A 19,773-nucleotide genomic window follows, 5' to 3' on the forward strand; every position below is an offset into this window, starting at 1 on the left:
ACCGGTCAGGTTTGGCGGGCGGGCCCGGCCGCTGCGGCCTTCGCCGGCGGTGCCTGCTCGACGGGCTTCACGACGGTGTCGGGCGCGAACTGCGCGGCGTCGTCGACGATCACGCGCTCGCCGCCCGCGAGGCCGCGCGTGATGCGCCAGTCGCGGCCGCTCATCCGGTCGGCGACGACTTCGACGTCGCGCACCTTGCCGTTCGGCCCGACCACGCGCACCGACGTGCGCTCGGCCGTGCGCAGCAACGCATCGCGCGGCACCAGGATCGCGCGCTGATCGACGGCCGCGTCGAGCGAGATCCGCACGTACGCGCCCGGCAGCAGCTCGCGCTCCGGGTTCGGAAACAGCGCGCGCATCGCGACCGTGTCGGTGGTCGGATCGACCGCGAGATCGCTGAACAGCAGCCTGCCCTTGAGCGGATACGCGCTGCCGTCGGCGCGCACCAGCGTGACCGTGACGTCGTGCTGCGCGATGCCGGTCGCCCGCCCGCTCTTCACCGCGCGGCGCAGCGCCTCGACGTCGGCCGCCGGCTGCGAGAAATTCACGTAGATCGGGTCGAGCTGCTCGACGGTCGTGAGCGGCGTCGCCTGATCCTGGCCGACGAGCGCGCCTTCGGTCACGAGCGCGCGCCGCGCGCGGCCGGCGATCGGCGCAGTGACCGTCGCGTAGTCGAGCTGAAGCTGTGCGCGGGCGAGCTCGGCCTTCGCGGACACGACCTCGGCCCTCGCCTGCGTATCGGCGGCGACGGCCTCGGTGAGGTCGCGCTCGCTGACCGCGCGGTCGCGCACCAGGTCGTCGTAGCGGCGGCGTTTGTCGGTGGCGGCGAGCGCGGCGGCCTGCGCCTTCGCGAGCGCGCCCTGCGCGGCATCGCGCGCCGCCATCAGCGGCGCGGAATCGATGCGGAACAGCACCGCGCCCTGCTTCACTTCCTGCCCTTCGTCGTACGTGCGCGCGGTCACGATCCCCGCGACCCGCGCGCGCACTTCCGCCTGCCGATACGCGTCGAGCCGCCCGGGCAATTCGACCGTCATCGGCACCGCGGTCGGGCGCACCGTCACGACGGTCGCGCTTCGCACGGCCGGCGGCGCGGTATCCGGCCCGCCCTTGCCACATCCGCCCGCGACCAGCATGGCCGCAAGCGCGAGCATCGCGAGCGCGCCGCGCCGCGTGCCGAAACCCGTGTTGTTCATCTGTGACCTCGGATCGTTCGCCGCCGATAGAAAATGCGGCAGCTCAGGGTGGCCGATTATAATCAGTCACGACTGATTAAATATGCACGTTGTCGAACGATTGGCCTACTGTCTCAATAAAACGACAGCGAACTGTAAGGAAATTCACGCCATGGCCCGCAAGACCCGGGAAGAATCGCTCGCCATCAAGCACCGGATTCTCGACGCCGCCGAGCTCGTGCTGCTCGAACAGGGCGTCGCGCAGACCGCGATGGCCGACCTCGCCGAAGCGGCCGGGATGTCGCGCGGCGCCGTATACGGGCATTACCGCAACAAGATGGAAGTCTGTCTGGCGCTGTGCGACCGCGCGTTCGCGCGCACGTCGGAAGGCTTCGAGGCCGCGGACGGCCTGCCCGCGTTCGCGACGCTGCGGCGCGCCGCGTCGCACTATCTGCGGCAATGCGGCGAGCCGGGCTCGATGCAGCGCGTGCTGGTGATTCTCTATACGAAGTGCGAACAGAGCGAAGAAAACGGCGCACTGCTGCGCCGGCGCACGCTGCTCGAGCTGCAGATCCTGCGGATCACGAAAGCGCTGCTGCGCCGCGCGATCGCCGGCGGCGAGCTGGCCGCCGATCTCGACGTGCATCTGGCGGCCGTCTATCTGGTGTCGTTGCTCGAAGGCGTGTTCGCGTCGATGATCTGGACCGACCGCCTGCGCGGCACCCGCTGGAACGACGCCGAAGCCATGCTCGACGCCGGTTTCGACGCCGTCGAGTCATCCGGGGCGCTGCGCGTGCGCACGCAAAAATTGCCTGCCGCGCGGAAAGCCGCGCAATAAATGCTGAATTAACCCCAATTTCCGCACTGCGAAACGAATGGGCCGACCCTCTTTAAAATTTTCAACGTTTCGCGGAACATCGGTAGACTGACGCGGTCATCATTGCTTAGCGTCTTCGTGATAATCGGGTTCGACCCGGCAGTTCACGCCGCCGTTCGAAGCGGGCGCGCCCGCAAGTTGGGTCGAACGGCAACGACACGGGCCCCACGCGGGGCCTGTTTTGTTGCACGCCCGTCGCCCGCCCCGCGCCTGCGCGGCGCCTTTCGCGCGACGGCTCCTGCCCACACCTCTTTGAACCGCTTTCCTGGATGTGGACACCTTTGGTCAAGCCTGCTGCAACCCCTGATGCCTTCGCGCCCGGCCGTGCGCAGCGCCTCGTGCGCGCGCTGGTGCCGGCCGCCGTGCTCGGCGCCCTCGCCGCGTTCGGTCTCGCCGCCGCATTGCCGGCGGTTTCGCAACTGCCCGGCGCCGTCGATTCGGGCACGGCCGTGCTGCCGCAGCGCGTGCTGTCCGACACGCCGTTTCCCACCGCCCAGCATTTCGTGACGAGCGAGCTGGCACACACGATCGGCGAGCGCCACGCGTTCGCCGATCGCAGCGCGCAGCCCGGCCTGTTCGCGTCGCTCAGCGCGCACCGCAACGACATGCTCGGCTATCCGAACCTGTTCCAGTACGCCGAGCCCGACCGGAGCCACGGGATGCGCGCGGGCGACATCGAGCTCACGCTGTCCGACACGCTCGATCGGCTCGACGTGCCGCCCGAGGTGCGCATCCAGCTCGGCGATCTCGTCACCGGCAAGGTGGCGATGCGTGCGAGTGCGCAGCGCGGCGACTACTACCGGATCGCGTACGACACCAACAACGGCACGCCGCACCTCACCGCAGTCGAGCTGCGCGTCGCGGGCCGCAAGTTCGGCGCGATCTGGTTCCACGCGCCGGGCGCCGAGCATGGCGCGTACTACACGCTCGACGGCGCGCCGCTCGAAGCCGCCGCGTTCACGATGCCGGTCAAGTGGACGCGCATCAGTTCGTTCTTCGGCGAACGCGTGCATCCGCTGTCGCAGGCGATGGCGTTCCACACCGGCGTCGATCTCGCGGCGCCGACCGGCACGCCGGTCGATGCGGCGGCCGATGGCGTCGTGTCGTTCGTGGGCACCGATCCGGGCGGCTACGGCCATTACGTGATCGTCGATCACGCCGACGGCTATTCGACCTACTACGCGCATTTGTCCGCGTACGCGCGCGGGCTGAAGGTCGGCGAGACGGTGAAGCAGGGTCAGCGCATCGGCTCGGTCGGGATGACGGGCGCGGCGACCGGCCCGCACCTGCACTTCGAAGTGCGCATCGCGAACGACCCGGTCGATCCGCTCGTCACGCTCGCCAGCGCGCAAACCGAACTGTCCGACATGCAACGCACCGCGTTCCGTCAGGAAGCCGCGCAGTGGCGGTTCCGCCTTGCGTCGATCGGCACGACGCCGTTTGCGTTCGCGCAAGGCGACGGCCCGCTGTGGGGCGACTTCGCGGTCGGGCCGTCGACGCTGCGTTCGGTGTTCGATACGCATTACGGCGCGTCGTAACGTTCGGTCGGGTGTGTGGCCGGGGCGGTGACGTGCGTGGGTAACCGCAGGATCGCGATATCGGTCGACGCCGCGCCACTCCCGGCGTTTGGTTGATCCGCTGCGGCGGAACGTAGCCGGTGCCCGCGCTGCGCAGCACCGACGCGCGCCGCCGCGTGGCGTCATCGAACCTCATACCGCAAGCAAGCGCGCATCACGCACCGCACGCGGCACACCCGTCATCGCGCGGGTTCGGTCCGGTCGGGCGTCGTGCGTGCGATCTGCTGCGCACGCTCGCGGCGCGACAGCAGCCAGCGCGCTGCGCCGTCGAGCGACGTGCACAGCACGAGGTACAGCACCGCGACGAACAGGAAGATCGGCGCCGGATACACCATCAACCGGTTGTTCACCTGCGTCGCGACGAACGACAGTTCCGGCACGCCGACGATGTACGCGAGCGACGTGTCCTTCACGAGCGCAACCCACTGGTTCACGAACGACGGCGTCATGATCCGGATCGCCTGTGGCAGCAGCACGTGGCGCACCGTCTGCCAGCGCGTGAGCCCGAGCGACAAGCCCGCCTGACGCTGCCCCTCGCCCGCCGCGACGATGCCCGCGTGCACCGCGTGCGCGAGATAGGCGCCGCCGATCAGCGCGAGCGCGCAGACGACGGTCGCGAGCCCCGGCACGTCCATGTGCAGCAGCATCGGCATCAGGAAGTACGTCCAGAAGATCAGCATCAGCACCGGAATCGCGCGGAAAAAACCGATGAACGCGAGCAGAAGGACGCGCAGCGGCCCGCGCGCGAGCGCCATCCCCACACCGAGCGCGACGCCGAGCAGCGCGGACGCGACGGCCGATGCCATCGCCAGCACGAGCGACAACGCGGCGCCGCCGAGCGGGCCGTCCGGGAAGGCGCCGACGAGCAGATACGGCAGGTTGTCGAGCAACAGCGAAAGGTCCATCGTCACCGCCCTGCGCCGAGCCGGTCGCGCCATTGCGTGGCCGCGTACGCGGCGGCCTCGATCGCGGCCACCGCGGCGACATACAGCACGGTCGCGATGCCGAATGCGGCGAAGGTTTTGAACGTCTCCGTCTCGACCTGCCGCGACGCATAGGACAGCTCAGCGACCCCGATCGCCATCGCGAGCGACGAATTCTTGACGAGATTCATGTACTGGCCGAACAGCGGCGGCAGCGCAATACGCACGGCTTGCGGCAGCACCACGTAGCGCAGCGACTGCATCGGCGTGAGGCCGAGCGCCGCAGCGGCATCGTGCTGCGCACGCCGCACGCCGCGCAGGCCGGCTTCGCATTCCTCGGCGACGAACGCGGCCGTGTAGGCGCTCAGCCCGACCCAGCCCGCGACGAATTCGAACGACGGCCACGCGAGCGTGAGCGGGCCGATGTCGAGCCGGTGGCGCGCATTCAGCCACGCGATCCACGTATCGGGCAGCAGCGACGCGACGCCGAAATACCAGAACAGCAGCTGCACGAGCAGCGGCGTATTGCGCAACGCCACGACATAGCCGGCCGCGAGCATGCGCGGCGCCGCCCCGCGCGCGTGACGCATCACGGCGAGCAGCAAGCCGCCGACGCTCGCCGCGAGCGCCGACGCAGCCGCCAGGCCGAGCGTGACCAGAAAGCCCTGCCACAGCCAGGACAGATATTTGGGAGCCAACCCGAACATGAGATGGTGCGATCGCGGCGGGCGCGATCGGGTAAGTGACACGGGAAACGCCGCGATCCGTCGCACCGCGACGGGCGCCGGGCGCCGGGCAACGTGCGGCGGGCGATCTCGACGCGCGGCGCGAACGACTCAGGTGCGATCGCCGATGCGGAAGATGCGCGTGAGCGGCGTCCTGGTCGTCGGGCCAAACCACGCGTCGTAGATCTGCGCGGCGCGACCGTTCGCCTCGAGCCCCTTCAGCGTGTCGTTCACGAAACCGAGCAGGCGCGCTTCGCCCTTCGGCACACCGACGCCCATGTAGTCGTTCGAGATCGTGAACGCGGGGATCTCGTAGTTCTGCTTGTCGGGCACGTTCGCGAGCAGGCCGATCAGCTTCGGGCCGTCCTGCGTGATCGCCTGCACGTTGCCCGCGCGCAGCGCCGCGAATGCGAACGGCGTGTCGTCGTACGCGACGATCGTCGCGCCGGGGAACTTGTCGCGCAGCGTGATTTCGTTGGTCGTGCCCTTGTCCGCGCCGACGCGCAAGCCGTTCAGCTGGTCGGCCGATTTCAGCACGCCCTTCTTCGCGAGAAACTGCTGGCCCGACGAGAAGTACGGAATGCTGAAGTCGACCTGCTTCGCGCGCTCGTCGGTGATCGTGAAGTTCGCGAGCACCAGGTCGACCTTGCCCGAGGTCAGGAACGGAATGCGGTTGGCCGGATTGGTCGGCTGCAGTTGCAGCTTCACGCCGAGCTTGTCGGCGAGCGCCTTCGCGTAGTCGACGTCGAGGCCGACGATGTGGTGGCTTTTCGCATCGACGAAGCCGAACGGCGGGTTGCTGTCGAACGTCGCGACGCGCAGCACGCCGGCTTTTTTGATGTCGTCGAGGCGGTCTGCATGCGCGAGCGTGCCCGCCGTAACGAGCGCAGCTCCGACGAGCCAGGTAGCGAGAGTGTGGAATTTCATGAGCGCAGCCTGCATTGTTATGAGGGCCGCCGCGGATCGCGCGGCGGCCCGGTTCGAGGAACATCGCAACGCGGTGTATCGTCGCGAAGCCGCTAACGTATCAGCGCATGCGGCGGATTCGAACCAACAAATGATGCTTTGCTCTGCGGGTTTCGTGATGACGCGCGAGCGCGGTCATTCGTCGCCGGCATCCCCGCCATCCCCGCTGCCGTCGGCCGACGCCGCGCACAGGAACTCGCCGTCGCCGCCGTCCTGCAGATAATCGAGCGAGCGGTCCATGGAGAGGAACGACAGCGTACCCGCTGCCCCGAGCGCGAACAGCGTGCGGCGGTCAGGCGCGAAGATCACCTGCCCGGCGCCGCCCGCCACCGGAAACTCGCCCACCGTGCGACGCGTCGCCGTCTTGATCACGCGCAGCGGCTTGCCGTCGAAGCCGGCGACGGCGATCAGCGAGCCGTCGCCGCTGCCGTCGAAGCTGTGCATCGACGTGTCGCACACCGGATAAGCGCTGCGTACGGCAAGCGTCGACGCGTCCCGCCATTGCACCGACGACGCGTTGTAGAACCACACGCCGGCACCGTTCGCGCCCGGCTTCGCTTCGATGAAATCCGCATCGACCGGATAGGTTTGCACCGGCGCATTCGTCGCCGTGTCGAACGCGACGATGGCACTCTTCTCGAACGCATACGCATACAGCCGCTTGCCGTCGGGCGACAGCCACATCGACAGCGCGCGGCCGAACTCGACGCCCGACGCATCGTGATCGCCGAGCCGCAGCGTCGCCACGACCTGCGGCCAGTGCGCGAGGCTGACGACGGAAATCGTGTCGTCGACGCTGTTCAGCACGTACAGCCTGTCGTTCGATGCGGACGCCACGATCGCGCGCGGGAACCGGCCGAGCGTCACGCCGTCGACGATCGCGCCGCTGTTCAGGTCGATGCGCACGAGCCCGTTCTCGCGCATCGACGCGACGTACGCATAGCGTTCGTCGGGGCTCACATAGAGGCCGCTCGCGCCGCGGCCGCGGCACATGTTGCCGGGGCAGCCGTCGAGCCCGGTCGCGAACGGTTCACCCGCGATCGTCCGCACGACCGCCTGGCGCTGCGCATCGACCACGACGAGCGTGTTGCGGTCGATGTCGGTCACGTACAGCCGCTTGCCCGACGCGCCCAGCACCATCGCATACGGCCACTTGCCGACCGGCACGACGGTGCCTGCGGCGCGCTCGGCCGACACGGGCGCGGGCCGATGCTGCTCGTCGTCGCGGATCTGCGCGGCGATCGCGGCCGCCTGCTGTTGCGCCTGCCGCTTCGCGGCGTCGTGCGCGAGCGCGCGATCGGTCGCGACGCGCCAGCTCTGCAACTCGTCGCTGCCCGCGCGCTGCGCCGCCGACACCATCGCGGCGCTGCCGAGCACCGCGATCACGAGCGGCACGGCGACGCGCGACGCACGCGTGCCGCCATACATCAGCCAGCCGGCGACGAAGCCGACGATCACGCCGCCGAGATGCGCGGCCTGGTCGATGCCGGAAATCACGAAGCCCGACCCGAGGTTGAGCACGATGACCTGCGCGACCGCGGCGAGATTGATCGGCACCTGCGCGTCGGCTCCGGCCTCGCGCCGGCGTCGCAGCACCAGCGCCGCGGCGGCGCCCGCCAGCCCCATCAGCGCGCCCGACGCGCCGACGCTCACCACCGGCTGGATGCCGCTCGTCTGCAGCACGACGCCGAAGGCGAAACTGCTGCCGCCGACTTCGTGATAGCCGTGCCACAGCGCGCTGAGCAGCGAGCCGCCGAGCGCGGACAACAGATACGCGACGCCGAACCGCAGCGTCCCGCCCACGCGTTCGAGCACCGTGCCGAGCACGATCAGCATGTACATGTTGAGTGCGACGTGCATCCAGCTGCCGTGCAGGAATGCGCTGGTCAGCAGCCGCCACGGCTGCCCGGTGAGCGTGTACGGCGCGAAGTTCGCGCCCCAGTCGAGCAGCAGCGGGTTCGACAGGTCGCCGTACGATGCGGCGCGCCACATCAGCACGAATATCGCGATATTGACGACGGCCAGCACGATCGTCAGCCACGGCCTGGATGTTGGTTGTTCTCTCATGGGATCTTGGTATGGGTTGTCGCGCGTGAGCCGCGCGCGCGCCATTATATTTGGTGTCCCTGACACTGCTGGCCGCGTGACGGAGCGGGAACAAAAAGACGCCCGCTGCAGGCAGCGGGCGCGAATCCCAGTCAAGGAGGTGTCACACGAACTACGCGCCCAGCATAAGCGCTGGCGCCGACCGCGGACAACGAAGCGATTTCGATAACGATATCGCGCGATGCGCGATGCGCTTACGCGCGGCGACCAGCGACGCGAACCGGCCATGAACAAAAAACGGCGCGCCACGTACATCGCGGCGCGCCGTTCCGTGGCGTCATGCCGGCCGCACCGGCGGCCGCGCCGTTGCACCGATCACGGCTCGTGACGCAGATAGCCCTCCTTGCTCGGGTCGCGCATGCGCCACGACACGATCAGCGAGATCGCGCACAGCGCGGTCACGTACCAGTAGAAGGTCTCCTCGCTGCCGATCGACTTGAACCACAGCGCGACGTATTCGGCCGAGCCGCCGAAGATCGCGTTCGCGACCGCATACGACAGGCCGACGCCCATCGCGCGCACTTCCGGCGGGAACATCTCGGCCTTGATCAGGCCGCTGATCGACGTGTAGAAGCTGACGATCGCGAGCGCGACCGTGATCAGCACGAACGCGGCCGTCGGGCTCGACACCGTCTTGAGCGCGTGCATCAGCGGCACCGTGCCGAGCACCGACAGCGTGCCGAACAGGATCATCGACGTGCGCCGGCCGATCCGGTCGGACAGCGCGCCGAACACCGGCTGCATCAGCATGTAGACGAGCAGCGCGACGGTCATCACGTTGCTGGCCGTCTTCGCGTGCATGCCGGCCGTGTTCACCAGATACTTCTGCATGTACGTGGTGAACGTGTAGAAGATCAGCGAGCCGCCGGCCGTGAAGCCGACCACCGTGAAGAACGCGCCCTTGTGCTGCCACACGCCGCGAATCGTGCCCGCGTCCTTCTTGTCGCGCGACGCGCTGGTCGACGTCTCGTCGAGCGACTTGCGCAGATACAGCGAGATCAGCGCCGCCGCCGCGCCGCACACGAACGGAATGCGCCAGCCCCACGCCTTCAGCTCGTCGCCCGACAGCGCCTGCTGCAGGATCACGAGCACCAGCAGCGCGCACAGCTGGCCGCCGATCAGCGTCACGTACTGGAACGACGCGAAGAAACCGCGCCGCCCTTGCAGCGCGACCTCGCTCATGTAGGTCGCGCTCGTGCCGTACTCGCCACCGACCGACAGCCCCTGAAACAGCCGCGCGACCAGCAGCAGCGCGGGCGCGAGCGCGCCGATCTGCGCGTAGGTCGGCAGCACCGCGATCACCAGCGAGCCGCCGCACATCATCAGCACCGAGATCATCATCGCCGCGCGGCGGCCGTGACGGTCGGCGATGCGGCCGAACAGCCAGCCGCCGATCGGACGCATCAGGAAGCCGGCCGCGAACACGCCTGCCGTGTTCAGCAACTGGGTGGTCGTGTTGCCGCTGGGGAAGAACGCCGGCGCGAAATACAGCGCGCAGAACGAGTAGATGTAGAAGTCGAACCACTCGACGAGGTTGCCCGACGAGGCGCCGACGATGGCGAACACGCGCCGCCGGGTGTCTTGCGCGGACAGCGCAGCTTGGTCGCTCTGGACGTCCATGGGTTGGTCTGTTTCCTTTTAGTGCTTTGCTGGGGCGAGACGGCCGCAACCGCCGCGTGGGGGGTCGCACGTGGCACCGGTTCCGGCGCACGGCGCTACGGGAGTTTAGCCAAATGTAAAGTAGCAGTCTCTCCGGGTTCATCCCGATGTAGAAAAATCTTCTCCTGCCGAGCGTTCGTCATATGAAAACGCCAGCCGCAAGGCTGGCGTCGGATGCAAACCATTCGCTCGACCGGTCAGATACGCGTCAAACACGCACCTCAGGCGGCACGTATCGGCATTCGTAGCGCTTGCGCACGGTGCCTGCCTCGTCGACGCTTTCCAGGTACACGTCGAACTGCCAGAGGCGCGCCATGTGCTTGAGCACCTCGTCGCTGTCGTTCGACAGATGCCGGTTGTCGGTCATGAAGTGGCGCAGCGTGAGGCTGCGGTCGCCGCGCGTGTTGACGGCCCACACCTGGATGTTCGGTTCGCGGTGATGGATGTCGTACTGCCGCGACAGCGCCTGGCGCACGTACTGGTAGCCGGATTCGTCGTGGATCGCCGACACTTCGAGCGAATCGCGCATGTCGTCGTCGAGCACCGAGAACAGCCGCATCTCGCGGATCAGGTTCGGCGACAGATACTGCGCGATGAAGCTCTCGTCCTTGAAATTGCGCATCGCGTAGTGCATCGCCGGCAACCACGGCGTGCCCGCGATTTCCGGAAACCACTTGTAGTCCTCTTCCGTCGGCGCTTCGCAGATGCGGCGGATGTCGCTCATCATCGAGAAGCCGAGCGCATACGGGTTGATCCCGCTGTAGTACGGCTTCGTGACCGGCGGCTGATAGACGACGTTGCTGTGCGAATGCAGGAACTCCATCATGAAGCCGTCTTCAAGCTTGCCCTGGTTGTACAGCGTGTTCAGCAGCGTGTAATGCCAGAACGTGGCCCAGCCTTCGTTCATCACCTGCGTCTGCCGCTGCGGGTAGAAGTACTGGCCGATCTTGCGCACGATGCGGATCACCTCACGCTCCCACGGCTCGAGCAGCGGCGCGTTCTTTTCCGCGAAATACAGCAGGTTCTCCTGCGGCTCCGGCGGATAGCGGCCTTCCTGCTCCTCGGCCAGTTCGGGCTTCTTGCCCGGCAGCGTGCGCCACAGCTCGTTGACCTGCGACTGCAGATACGCCTCGCGCTCGCGCCGCAGCGCCGCTTCCTTCGACAGCGACGGCTTCTGCGGCCGCTTGTAGCGGTCGACGCCGTAGTTCATCAGCGCGTGACACGAATCGAGCAGCTCCTCGACGCGATCGAGGCCATAGCGCTCCTCGCATTCGGCGACGTAGTTCTTCGCGTACACGAGATAGTCGATGATCGCGTGCGCGTCGGTCCACAGCCGGAACAGGTAGTTGCCCTTGAAGAACGAGTTGTGGCCGTAGGCCGCATGCGCGATCACCAGCGCCTGCATCGTCATCGTGTTCTCTTCCATCAGATACGCGATGCAAGGGTTCGAGTTGATGACGATCTCGTAGGCGAGGCCCATCTGGCCGCGCCGATAGCTCTTCTCGGTGGCGAGGAAATGCTTGCCGAACGACCAGTGTCGGTAGTTGACGGGCATCCCGACCGACGCATACGCGTCCATCATCTGCTCGGCGCTGATCAGTTCGAGCTGGATCGGATAGATGTCGAGCTCGTACTGCTCGGCGACCTGCGCGATGTGCGTGTCGTATTCCTCGAGCAGCTCGAACGTCCAGTCGGACGGGCACGGCAGCGGCTTGCGTTCGGCAACGTTCATACGCGCTTCCTTCTGCCCGGCAGCGGGCAAGTCGGCGGCCGGCGCAGCGGGCCCGGCCTGGCCGCTTTGCTGCGATGCGGCGGGGCCGGCCGTGTCGTCGCCGGAAGGGCGCGGCGCATAGCCGCGCGATTCGTTGTGCAGATGGCGCGTTGTCATGACATTTCCACCTGCTTTTCGAACAACTCGCGAAATACCGGGTAGATGTCGGCAGCCGATTCGACTTTCTTCATCGCGAGATGCGGTTGCGACAGCGCCAGTTGCGCATACTCCAGCCACAGATTCTGCTCTTCCGGAGCGACCTGGATGTAGGCGAAATAACGCGTCTTGGTGAGGATATCCTCTTCGAGGATTTTGCGACACTTCGGCGAATCGTCGGTCCAGTTGTCGCCGTCCGACGCCTGCGCGCCGTAGATGTTCCACTCGGTCGGCGAGTAGCGCTCGTCCATCACCTTGCGCATCAGCTCGAGCGCGCTCGACACCACGGTGCCGCCGCTTTCCGTCGAATGGAAGAAGGTGTCCTCGTCGACTTCCTCGGCGCGCGTGTGGTGACGAATGAACACGACCTCGATGCGTTCGTAGTTGCGCTTCAGGAACAGGTACAACAGGATGAAGAAGCGCTTCGCGAGATCCTTGCGCTGTTCGTCCATCGAGCCCGACACGTCCATCAGGCAGAACATCACGGCCTGGCTCGACGGCTGCGGCTGCTTGACGCGATTCACGTAGCGCAGATCGAACGGATCGATGAACGGAATCCGCCAGATGCGCCCTTTCAGATGGTGGATCTCGGCTTCGAGCGTCGCGATTTCCGCACGGCGATCTTCCGGATCGTTCTTCAGCGCCTCGAGCTGTGCTTCGAGCTCGCGCAACTCGTTCACGAGCGGCGAACCGAGCGCGATGCGCCGGCCGAGCGCGCTTCTGAGCGAGCGCACGACGTCGATGTTGTTCGGCGTGCCTTCCGCCGCCCAGCCCGCGCGCACGTTCTTCCAGCTCGGCACCGTGAGCAGGTGCGTCTTCACGAGGCGCGGCAGTTCGAGATCGTCGAAGAAGTACTGCATGAATTCGTCGCGCGACAACTCGAACACGAAGTCGTCCTGCCCTTCGCCGTCGTTGCTCGCCTGACTGCCGCCGCCGCCCGAGCCGCCCTGCGGGCGCGGAATCTTGTCGCCGCGCACGTAGTCCTCGTTGCCGGGGTGCACGTATTCACGACGGCCGCCCGGCCCGTGCCGGAAGGTTGGCTCCGCGATGTCCTTGCGCGGAATCGTGATGCTTTGCGTGCTCTGGATATCCTTGATGCTACGATCGCGCACCGCGTCCGACACGGCACGACGAATGTAGTTCTTGACGCGACGCAGAAAGCGTTCGCGGTTGGCGATGCTCTTGTTCTTGCCGGCCAGCCTGCGGTCGATGATTTGATGAAGCACTCCCGGTCTCCCGCTCGAAAGTCGATATGCCGGGACGCTCGCCGCACATGCCGTCTGCCGTCATGCGGGCGGCGCCTCTAAAGGTGCCCGCGCGGACCCTCCGCACGGGCACGGTACCGCGCGCGTCATGACGACTTGCGCACGCGCAGGTACCAGTCGCAAAGCAGCCTCACCTGCTTCGGCGTATAGCCCTTCGCGACCATCCGGTTCACAAAGTCCTCATGCTTGCGTTGCTCCTCCGCCGAGCCCTTCGCGTTGAACGAAATGACCGGCAACAGTTCCTCGGTATTCGAGAACATCTTCTTCTCGATCACGACCCGCAACTTCTCGTAGCTCGTCCACACCGGATTCTTGCCGGCGTTCGCGGCCCGCGCGCGCAACACGAAGTTCACGATCTCGTTGCGGAAATCCTTCGGGTTGCTGATGCCGGCCGGCTTCTCGATCTTCTCCAGTTCGGCGTTCAGCGCGGCGCGGTCGAAGCTCTCGCCCGTGTCGTGATCGCGGAACTCCTGATCCTGGATCCAGAAATCCGCATACGTGACGTAGCGGTCGAAGATGTTCTGCCCGTATTCCGAATACGATTCGAGGTACGCCGTCTGGATTTCCTTGCCGATGAACTCCGCATAACGCGACGCCAGCACGTCCTTCACGAACGACAGATACTTCTGCTCCGTTTCAGGCGGGAACTGCTCGCGTTCGATCTGCTGTTCGAGCACGTACATCAGATGCACCGGGTTCGCGGCGACTTCGCTCGTGTCGAAGTTGAACACGCGCGACAGGATCTTGAACGCGAAGCGCGTCGATACGCCCGTCATCCCTTCGTCCACGCCCGCGTAGTCGCGATACTCCTGGTACGACTTCGCCTTGGGATCGGTGTCCTTCAGGTTCTCGCCGTCGTACACCTGCATCTTCGAAAAGAGGCTCGAATTCTCCGGCTCGTGCAGCCGCGACAGCACCGCGAACTGCGACATCATCTTCAGCGTGCCGGGCGCGCACACCGCTTCGGCGAGCGACGAATTGCGGATCAGCTTCTCGTAGATCTTGATCTCTTCCGAGACGCGCAGGCAATACGGCACCTTCACGACGAAGATCCGGTCGAGCAGCGCCTCGTTGTTGCGGTTGTTGCGGAACGCCTTCCACTCCGACTCGTTCGAGTGCGCGAGAATCACGCCGTCGAACGGGATCGCGCCGAAGCCTTCGGTGCCCTTGAAGTTGCCTTCCTGCGTCGCGGTGAGCAGCGGGTGCAGCACCTTGATCGGGGCCTTGAACATTTCGACGAATTCGAGCAGCCCCTGGTTCGCCAGGCACAGGCCGCCCGAATAGCTGTACGCATCGGCGTCGTCCTGCGCGTACTGCTCGAGCTTGCGGATGTCGACCTTGCCGACGAGCGACGAGATGTCCTGATTGTTCTCGTCGCCGGGCTCCGTCTTCGCGATGCCGATCTGCCGCAGGATCGACGGGTAGCGACGCACCACGCGGAACTGACGGATGTCGCCGTTGTATTCGTGCAGGCGCTTCACGGCCCACGGGCTGAGGATGCTCTTCAGATAGCGGCGCGGAATGCCGTATTGCTCTTCGAGGATCGGGCCGTCTTCGTCGTAGTCGAACAGCCCGAGCGGCGATTCGTTGACGGGCGAGCCCTTCAGCGAATAGAACGGCACGCGTTCCATCAGCTGCTTGAGACGCTCGGCGATCGACGACTTGCCGCCGCCGACCGGCCCGAGCAGGTAGAGGATCTGCTTCTTCTCTTCAAGCCCTTGCGCAGCGTGGCGGAAGTACGCAACCACCTGCTCGATCACTTCCTCCATTCCGTAAAACTCACGGAAGGCGGGATAGACCTTGATAACCTTGTTCGCGAAGATCCGCGACAGGCGCGGGTCGTTGCGGGTATCGATTTGCTCGGGTTCCCCGATTGCAGCCAGCATGCGTTCGCCTGCCGTGGCGTACGCTGACGGATCGTTCTTGCAGAGCGCGAGGTACTCCTCCAGCGAGAATTCTTCCTCTCGCGTTTTTTCGAAGCGGTTCGCGAAGCTGCTGTAAATATCCATGCTACCTCCCTCGCGTGAGTCGTAAGACTTGCCTGCCTTCCTATGACTGCGCAGAAGCAAGCGCGTTCGAATTCATCCTAAACCCTTTCTTATTTTTTTTCACGACATCTTCGTATGAAGTTCGTCATTCTCGACAACACCGGTTGGACAATGCATTTCGTCGCTTTACAATCGATCTCCCGAGCCGCATAAACTGCATCCGCCGCGTCTCGCCGAGCAGCGGAACGTCTCGTGCGTCGGATGGCTTCGCCGTCGTCGCCGCGCCGTTCACACTCCCCTTCACGCCCCCTTCTTCATAGACGTTCGAGCAGACGTTTGCGACGACACGTCGCGCCCACCGTTACAAATTTTTTTCGCATCGTCAGGAGATACCCGTAGCGCGGATGCACATCGCGCGTCGACGCGTGAATGTTCACGGACGGTGTCACATTCGACCGGCCGCACGAACGACGACGCCCGCATGCGCGGGCGTCCGGTGTGACTTCGTCAAATGGGGATTGATGCAGACGGCAGGCGCGCGCATGCGCGTATCAGAACGTCTCCCAATCGTCGGCGCCGGCCGTTGCCGCAGCCGGGGACGGCGCGCTCGCTGCGGCTGCCGGCTTGCGCGCCGGTGCCGTGCGCTTCGGTGCGGCGTCACGCTCGTTGCGCGTGGCAGGCGCGGCGGTCGGCCCAGCGGGCACGGAAGGTGCGGCTGCCGCGGCCGGCTGCGCAGCGGGCGCAGGCTTCGCGCGCGGCGCCTGACGCGTGGCGCCGGCTGCGACCGACGGTCGCGCCGCGTCGTCGTCGAGCCGGAACACCGCTGCCGTTTCGCGCAGGCGCGCCGCCTGTTCGTCGAGCGATTGCGCGGCGGCCGCCGCTTCCTCGACGAGCGCCGCGTTCTGTTGCGTGACTTCGTCCATCTGCGCGACCGCGCGAGCGACTTGATCGATGCCGCTGCTCTGCTCTTCGGACGCCGCGGCGATCTCGCCCATGATGTCCGTCACGCGCTGCACCGCGGCGATCACGTCGTGCATCGTGCGGCCGGCTTCGTCGACCAGTTGCGAGCCCGTGTGGATACGCTCCACCGACGCGTCGATCAGCGCCTTGATCTCCTTGGCCGCGCTCGACGAGCGCTGCGCGAGGCTGCGCACCTCGCCCGCGACGACCGCAAAGCCGCGCCCTTCCTCGCCGGCGCGCGCCGCTTCGACGGCCGCGTTCAGCGCCAGGATGTTGGTTTGAAACGCGATGCCTTCGATGATCGCGATGATGTCCGCGATCTTCGCCGAGCTGTCGTTGATTTCGCCCATCGTGCCGACCACCTGGCCGACCACCGTATTGCCCTTGTTGGCGATCTCCGATGCGTTCGCAGCCAGCGCGCTCGCCTGCCGTGCATTGTCCGCGTTCTGTTTCACGGTGCCGGTCAGCTGCTCCATGCTCGATGCAGTTTCCTGCAGCGCGGACGCCTGCTCCTCCGTACGCGACGACAGGTCGATGTTGCCGGCGGCAATTTCCCGCGCGGCCGTCGCGATCGACTCGCTGCCGCCGCGCACCGTGCGCACGGTGTCGACGAGCCCGCGCTGCATCTTCGCGAGACCGTTCAGCAGTTGCCCCATTTCGTCACGCCGCTGCACGACGATCGCACGGCGCAGGTCGCCTGCCGCGATCGCGTCGAAATGACCGAGCGCCTCAGCGAGCGGGCGGCCGATCGCGCGGGTCAGCGTCAGCCACGACAGCACCGCGGCGACGAAGCCGGCGAGCAGCGCGACGACGGACACTACGCGCAACGTTTCGTACACCGATTCCGCGTGATCGAAGCCGCGCTGAGCGTCGGAGAACTGAAAATTGCGCAACGCCTCGCTCGCGGTCGTGAGGTCGTTGTACTTCACCTGGAGTTGCTTGGCGCCTTCGCCGAGCCGGTCACGGTCGCCGGCCGTGACGAGCGCGCCGAACGCGTCGCAGTTGCGCTGCAGCGCCTGTCGCTTTGCGGCGACGTCCTGCGCGATGCGGTCTTCCTCCGGGCCGCGCGGCAGATCGAGGTACTTCTTCCACCACGCGTCGGACTGCGCGCGCATCTCGCGGCTGCGCTCGACCGCCGTGGCCGAATCGGGCGTGCCCACCAGCAGCGCGGCGCGATCGAGCGCCAGCCGCTCGCGCGCCGCGTAGGTGTCCGCGACGGCCACGTCGACCGCGCTCGGCATCTGGTTCGTGAACAGCTCGCGCATCGAGTCGTTCGCCGTGCTCATCCCGTAGAGGCCGAGCACCCCGATCACCGCCAGCAGCACCGCGAGAAACGCCATCGTCAAGCCGATGCGCGCCCGTATCGTCAGGTTTGCGATCACCATCATTGTTCCTGTATTGCGTCGTCATGGACGGGCCTGGCCCGTTTCGAAACACTGTTTCGCTCCGATACATTTACGACCATTCGACGCACAACTTGATGGTATTGCTATCAATTTTCTCAGCAATCCTGTCATTCATTACGTATGAATGAATGAAGGGGACGCAACACGGCAGCGTGTCGCGCGACGCGCGCGCGCTGCAATCGACGGCGACGGGTGTTGGAGGATGACCGGCCGCCGGCTCGTGCCGGCGGCGGAAGACGCGCGATCCGGCGTTATCAGGCCAGTTCGGCGAGGGTGGGAATCGAAGGCTGCGCGCCCGCGCGCGTGACCGAGACGGCCGCGGCGCGCTGCGCAAAACGGATCGAGGCGTCGACGCCGTCGCCGGCCGCGAGCCGGACCGCGAAGCCGCCGATGAAGGTGTCGCCGGCGGCGGTCGTGTCGAGCGCCTGCACGACGGGCGCCGGATAGTGGCGCGCCGCGCCGTCGGCGCTGAGCGCCAGCACGCCGCGCGCGCCGAGCGTGACCAGCACGTTGCGTGCGCCGGCCGCCTGCAGCGCGCGCGCGGCAGCTTCCGCGTCGGCCGGATCGCGCACCGGCAGGCCGGTCAGCGCGGCGGCCTCGACCTCGTTCGGAATCAGATAGTCGACCAGCGGCAGCCAGCCGTCGGGCAGCGGCGCGACGGCCGGCGCCGGGTTCAGCACCACCGTGCGCCCGAGGCGCCGCCCGGCCGACAGCGCCGCGAATACCGCGTCCGGCGGCGTCTCGAGCTGGCAGATCAGCACGTCGGCCGCGGCGATCGCGGCCTCGTGCTGCGCGACCGTTGCCGGCGTGACTTCGCCGTTGCCGCCCGCGACGATCACGATCGTGTTCTGGCTCGCATCGTCGACGACGATCAGCGCGACGCCCGTCGATGCGGACGCGCTCGTCGCGACCCGCGAGCAATCGATGCCTTCCGCCTCGAGGCCCGCGCGCAGCGCTGCGCCGTGCGCGTCCGCGCCGACACAGCCGATCATCGCGACCTGCGCGCCCAGGCGCGCGGCGGCGACGGCCTGGTTGCCGCCCTTGCCGCCCGCTGCCTGCGCATACGCGCGGCCGGCCAGCGTTTCGCCCGGCAACGGCAGCCGCGGCGCACGTACGACGAGATCCATGTTGAGGCTACCGACCACCGTCACGCGGCCTGCACCGGCGTTGGGCGCCGTCATGCGCGCGCACCGGGCATGGCCGGCTCCCGATAGACCGACGTCGATTCGCGCAGCACGAGCCGCGGCGACACGACGCGGCGGCGGCTCGGCGCGGCCGTCGAGCCGCCGCCGATCCGCTCGATCAGCGTCTGCGCGGCCATTTCGCCGAGCGCCCGCACCGACTGCCCGACCGTCGACAGCGCCGGATAGGTGTAGCGGGAAAACTCGATGTCGTCGAAGCCGATGATCGAGCATTCGTCCGGCACGCGGATGCCGCGCTCGGCCGCCGCGCGCAGCGCGCCGACGCCCATCAGGTCGTTGCCGGCGAAAATCGCGCTCGGCTGCACCGTCTCGAACAGCCGCGCCGCCGCGTGATAGCCGCCGAGGCACGAAAAATCGCTTTCGGCGATCGCGCCCGGCACGATGTCGATGCCGCGCTCGGCCATCGCGCGGATGAAGCCGTGCACGCGCATCGCGCTGACGGCCGTGTCGGTCGGGCCGGTGATGCAGCCGATCTTCGCGTGGCCGAGCTCGAGCAGATGCCGCGTGGCCAGATACGCGCCGCGCTCGTGGTCGATCTGCACGAGGTCGGCCGGCAGCCCCTCGATGTTGCGATCGACGACGACGAGCGGCGCTTGCGAATCGGCGAGCGTCTGCGCGAGCACGGCGTCCTCGCCGGCCGATGCGACGATCAGCCCGTCGATACGCTTTTCCTGCAGCACGCGCAGGTAGTTGCGCTGCTTCACCGGGTCGTCGTCCGAGTTGCAGAAGAACACGCAATAGCCGTTCGCCGCGCATTGATCCTCGATGCCGCGTGCAAGCTCCGCGAAATACGGATTCGTGCTGTTCGGCACGACGAGGCCGATGGTCGCCGTCGCGCGCGCCTTCAGCGAGCGCGCTACGGCCGACGGCACGTAGTTCAGCTCGCGAATCGCGCCTTCGACCTTCGCGCGCACATCCGCGGACACCGGCCGCGAATTGTTCACTACGTGCGAGACGGTCGTAAACGACACGCCCGCCATGGCCGCTACATCCTTGATCGTCGCCATATCCCGTTTCTCT

Annotated in this window: 14 protein-coding genes; 2 read left to right on the top strand and 12 right to left on the bottom strand. The window is 66.9% G+C overall.

Translation table 11 applies throughout. The annotated features are described in order from the left end of the window. Positions 1–5: 5 nt before the first annotated feature. Positions 6–1,193, bottom strand: coding sequence for a MexX/AxyX family multidrug efflux RND transporter periplasmic adaptor subunit (locus AK36_RS21180; RefSeq protein WP_014723004.1), 1,188 nt, complete (start codon positions 1,191–1,193; stop codon positions 6–8). Between the two features lie 151 nt (positions 1,194–1,344). Here AK36_RS21180 and AK36_RS21185 point away from each other — a divergent pair, with 151 nt between their 5' ends. After that, the gene (locus AK36_RS21185) at positions 1,345–2,010 is read left to right on the top strand and encodes a TetR family transcriptional regulator (protein WP_011884784.1); all 666 of its coding nucleotides are present in this window, start codon (positions 1,345–1,347) and stop codon (positions 2,008–2,010) included. Between the two features lie 320 nt (positions 2,011–2,330). After that, positions 2,331–3,587 carry a M23 family metallopeptidase gene (locus AK36_RS21190; RefSeq protein WP_014723002.1) on the top strand — a complete coding sequence of 419 codons (1,257 nt, stop codon included), beginning with the start codon at positions 2,331–2,333 and terminating at the stop codon, positions 3,585–3,587. 218 nt (positions 3,588–3,805) lie between these two features. Here the strand turns inward: AK36_RS21190 and AK36_RS21195 are convergent, their stop codons facing one another. From AK36_RS21195 to AK36_RS21245, 11 genes are all read right to left on the bottom strand, one after another. Next, a complete protein-coding gene (locus AK36_RS21195) occupies positions 3,806–4,531 on the bottom strand; it encodes an amino acid ABC transporter permease (protein WP_011884774.1) in 726 nt (241 codons plus the stop codon). Between the two features lie 2 nt (positions 4,532–4,533). Then, positions 4,534–5,256, bottom strand: coding sequence for an amino acid ABC transporter permease (locus tag AK36_RS21200; RefSeq protein ID WP_014723001.1), 723 nt, complete (start codon positions 5,254–5,256; stop codon positions 4,534–4,536). A gap of 129 nt (positions 5,257–5,385) precedes the next feature. Continuing rightward, positions 5,386–6,201 carry an ABC transporter substrate-binding protein gene (locus AK36_RS21205; RefSeq protein WP_034193107.1) on the bottom strand — a complete coding sequence of 272 codons (816 nt, stop codon included), beginning with the start codon at positions 6,199–6,201 and terminating at the stop codon, positions 5,386–5,388. 174 nt (positions 6,202–6,375) lie between these two features. Beyond that, complete coding sequence (locus tag AK36_RS21210) at positions 6,376–8,307, bottom strand: rhomboid family intramembrane serine protease (protein ID WP_041493824.1); 1,932 nt, start codon at positions 8,305–8,307, stop codon at positions 6,376–6,378. Between the two features lie 354 nt (positions 8,308–8,661). Further along, the gene (locus AK36_RS21215) at positions 8,662–9,966 is read right to left on the bottom strand and encodes an MFS family transporter (protein WP_011884766.1); all 1,305 of its coding nucleotides are present in this window, start codon (positions 9,964–9,966) and stop codon (positions 8,662–8,664) included. 247 nt (positions 9,967–10,213) lie between these two features. Continuing rightward, entirely contained in the window at positions 10,214–11,893 is a 1,680-nt protein-coding gene (locus AK36_RS21220; RefSeq protein WP_034193105.1) for a SpoVR family protein, read from the bottom strand. After that, the gene (locus tag AK36_RS21225) at positions 11,890–13,158 is read right to left on the bottom strand and encodes a YeaH/YhbH family protein (RefSeq protein ID WP_011884761.1); all 1,269 of its coding nucleotides are present in this window, start codon (positions 13,156–13,158) and stop codon (positions 11,890–11,892) included. Before AK36_RS21225 ends, AK36_RS21220 begins: the two co-directional genes overlap by 4 nt. Positions 13,159–13,283: 125 nt before the next feature. After that, complete coding sequence (locus AK36_RS21230) at positions 13,284–15,206, bottom strand: PrkA family serine protein kinase (RefSeq protein ID WP_011884759.1); 1,923 nt, start codon at positions 15,204–15,206, stop codon at positions 13,284–13,286. 530 nt (positions 15,207–15,736) lie between these two features. After that, positions 15,737–17,530, bottom strand: coding sequence for a methyl-accepting chemotaxis protein (locus AK36_RS21235; RefSeq protein ID WP_034193104.1), 1,794 nt, complete (start codon positions 17,528–17,530; stop codon positions 15,737–15,739). A gap of 275 nt (positions 17,531–17,805) precedes the next feature. After that, entirely contained in the window at positions 17,806–18,732 is a 927-nt protein-coding gene (gene rbsK / locus AK36_RS21240) for a ribokinase (RefSeq protein WP_014722994.1), read from the bottom strand. Next, positions 18,729–19,760: a LacI family DNA-binding transcriptional regulator gene (locus AK36_RS21245; protein ID WP_011884753.1), complete on the bottom strand. Its 1,032-nt coding sequence runs from the start codon at positions 19,758–19,760 to the stop codon at positions 18,729–18,731. The genes rbsK and AK36_RS21245 overlap by 4 nt, the downstream gene beginning before the upstream one ends. Between the last annotated feature and the right edge of the window lie 13 nt (positions 19,761–19,773).

Source organism: Burkholderia vietnamiensis LMG 10929, assembly GCF_000959445.1.
Lineage (GTDB): Bacteria > Pseudomonadota > Gammaproteobacteria > Burkholderiales > Burkholderiaceae > Burkholderia > Burkholderia vietnamiensis.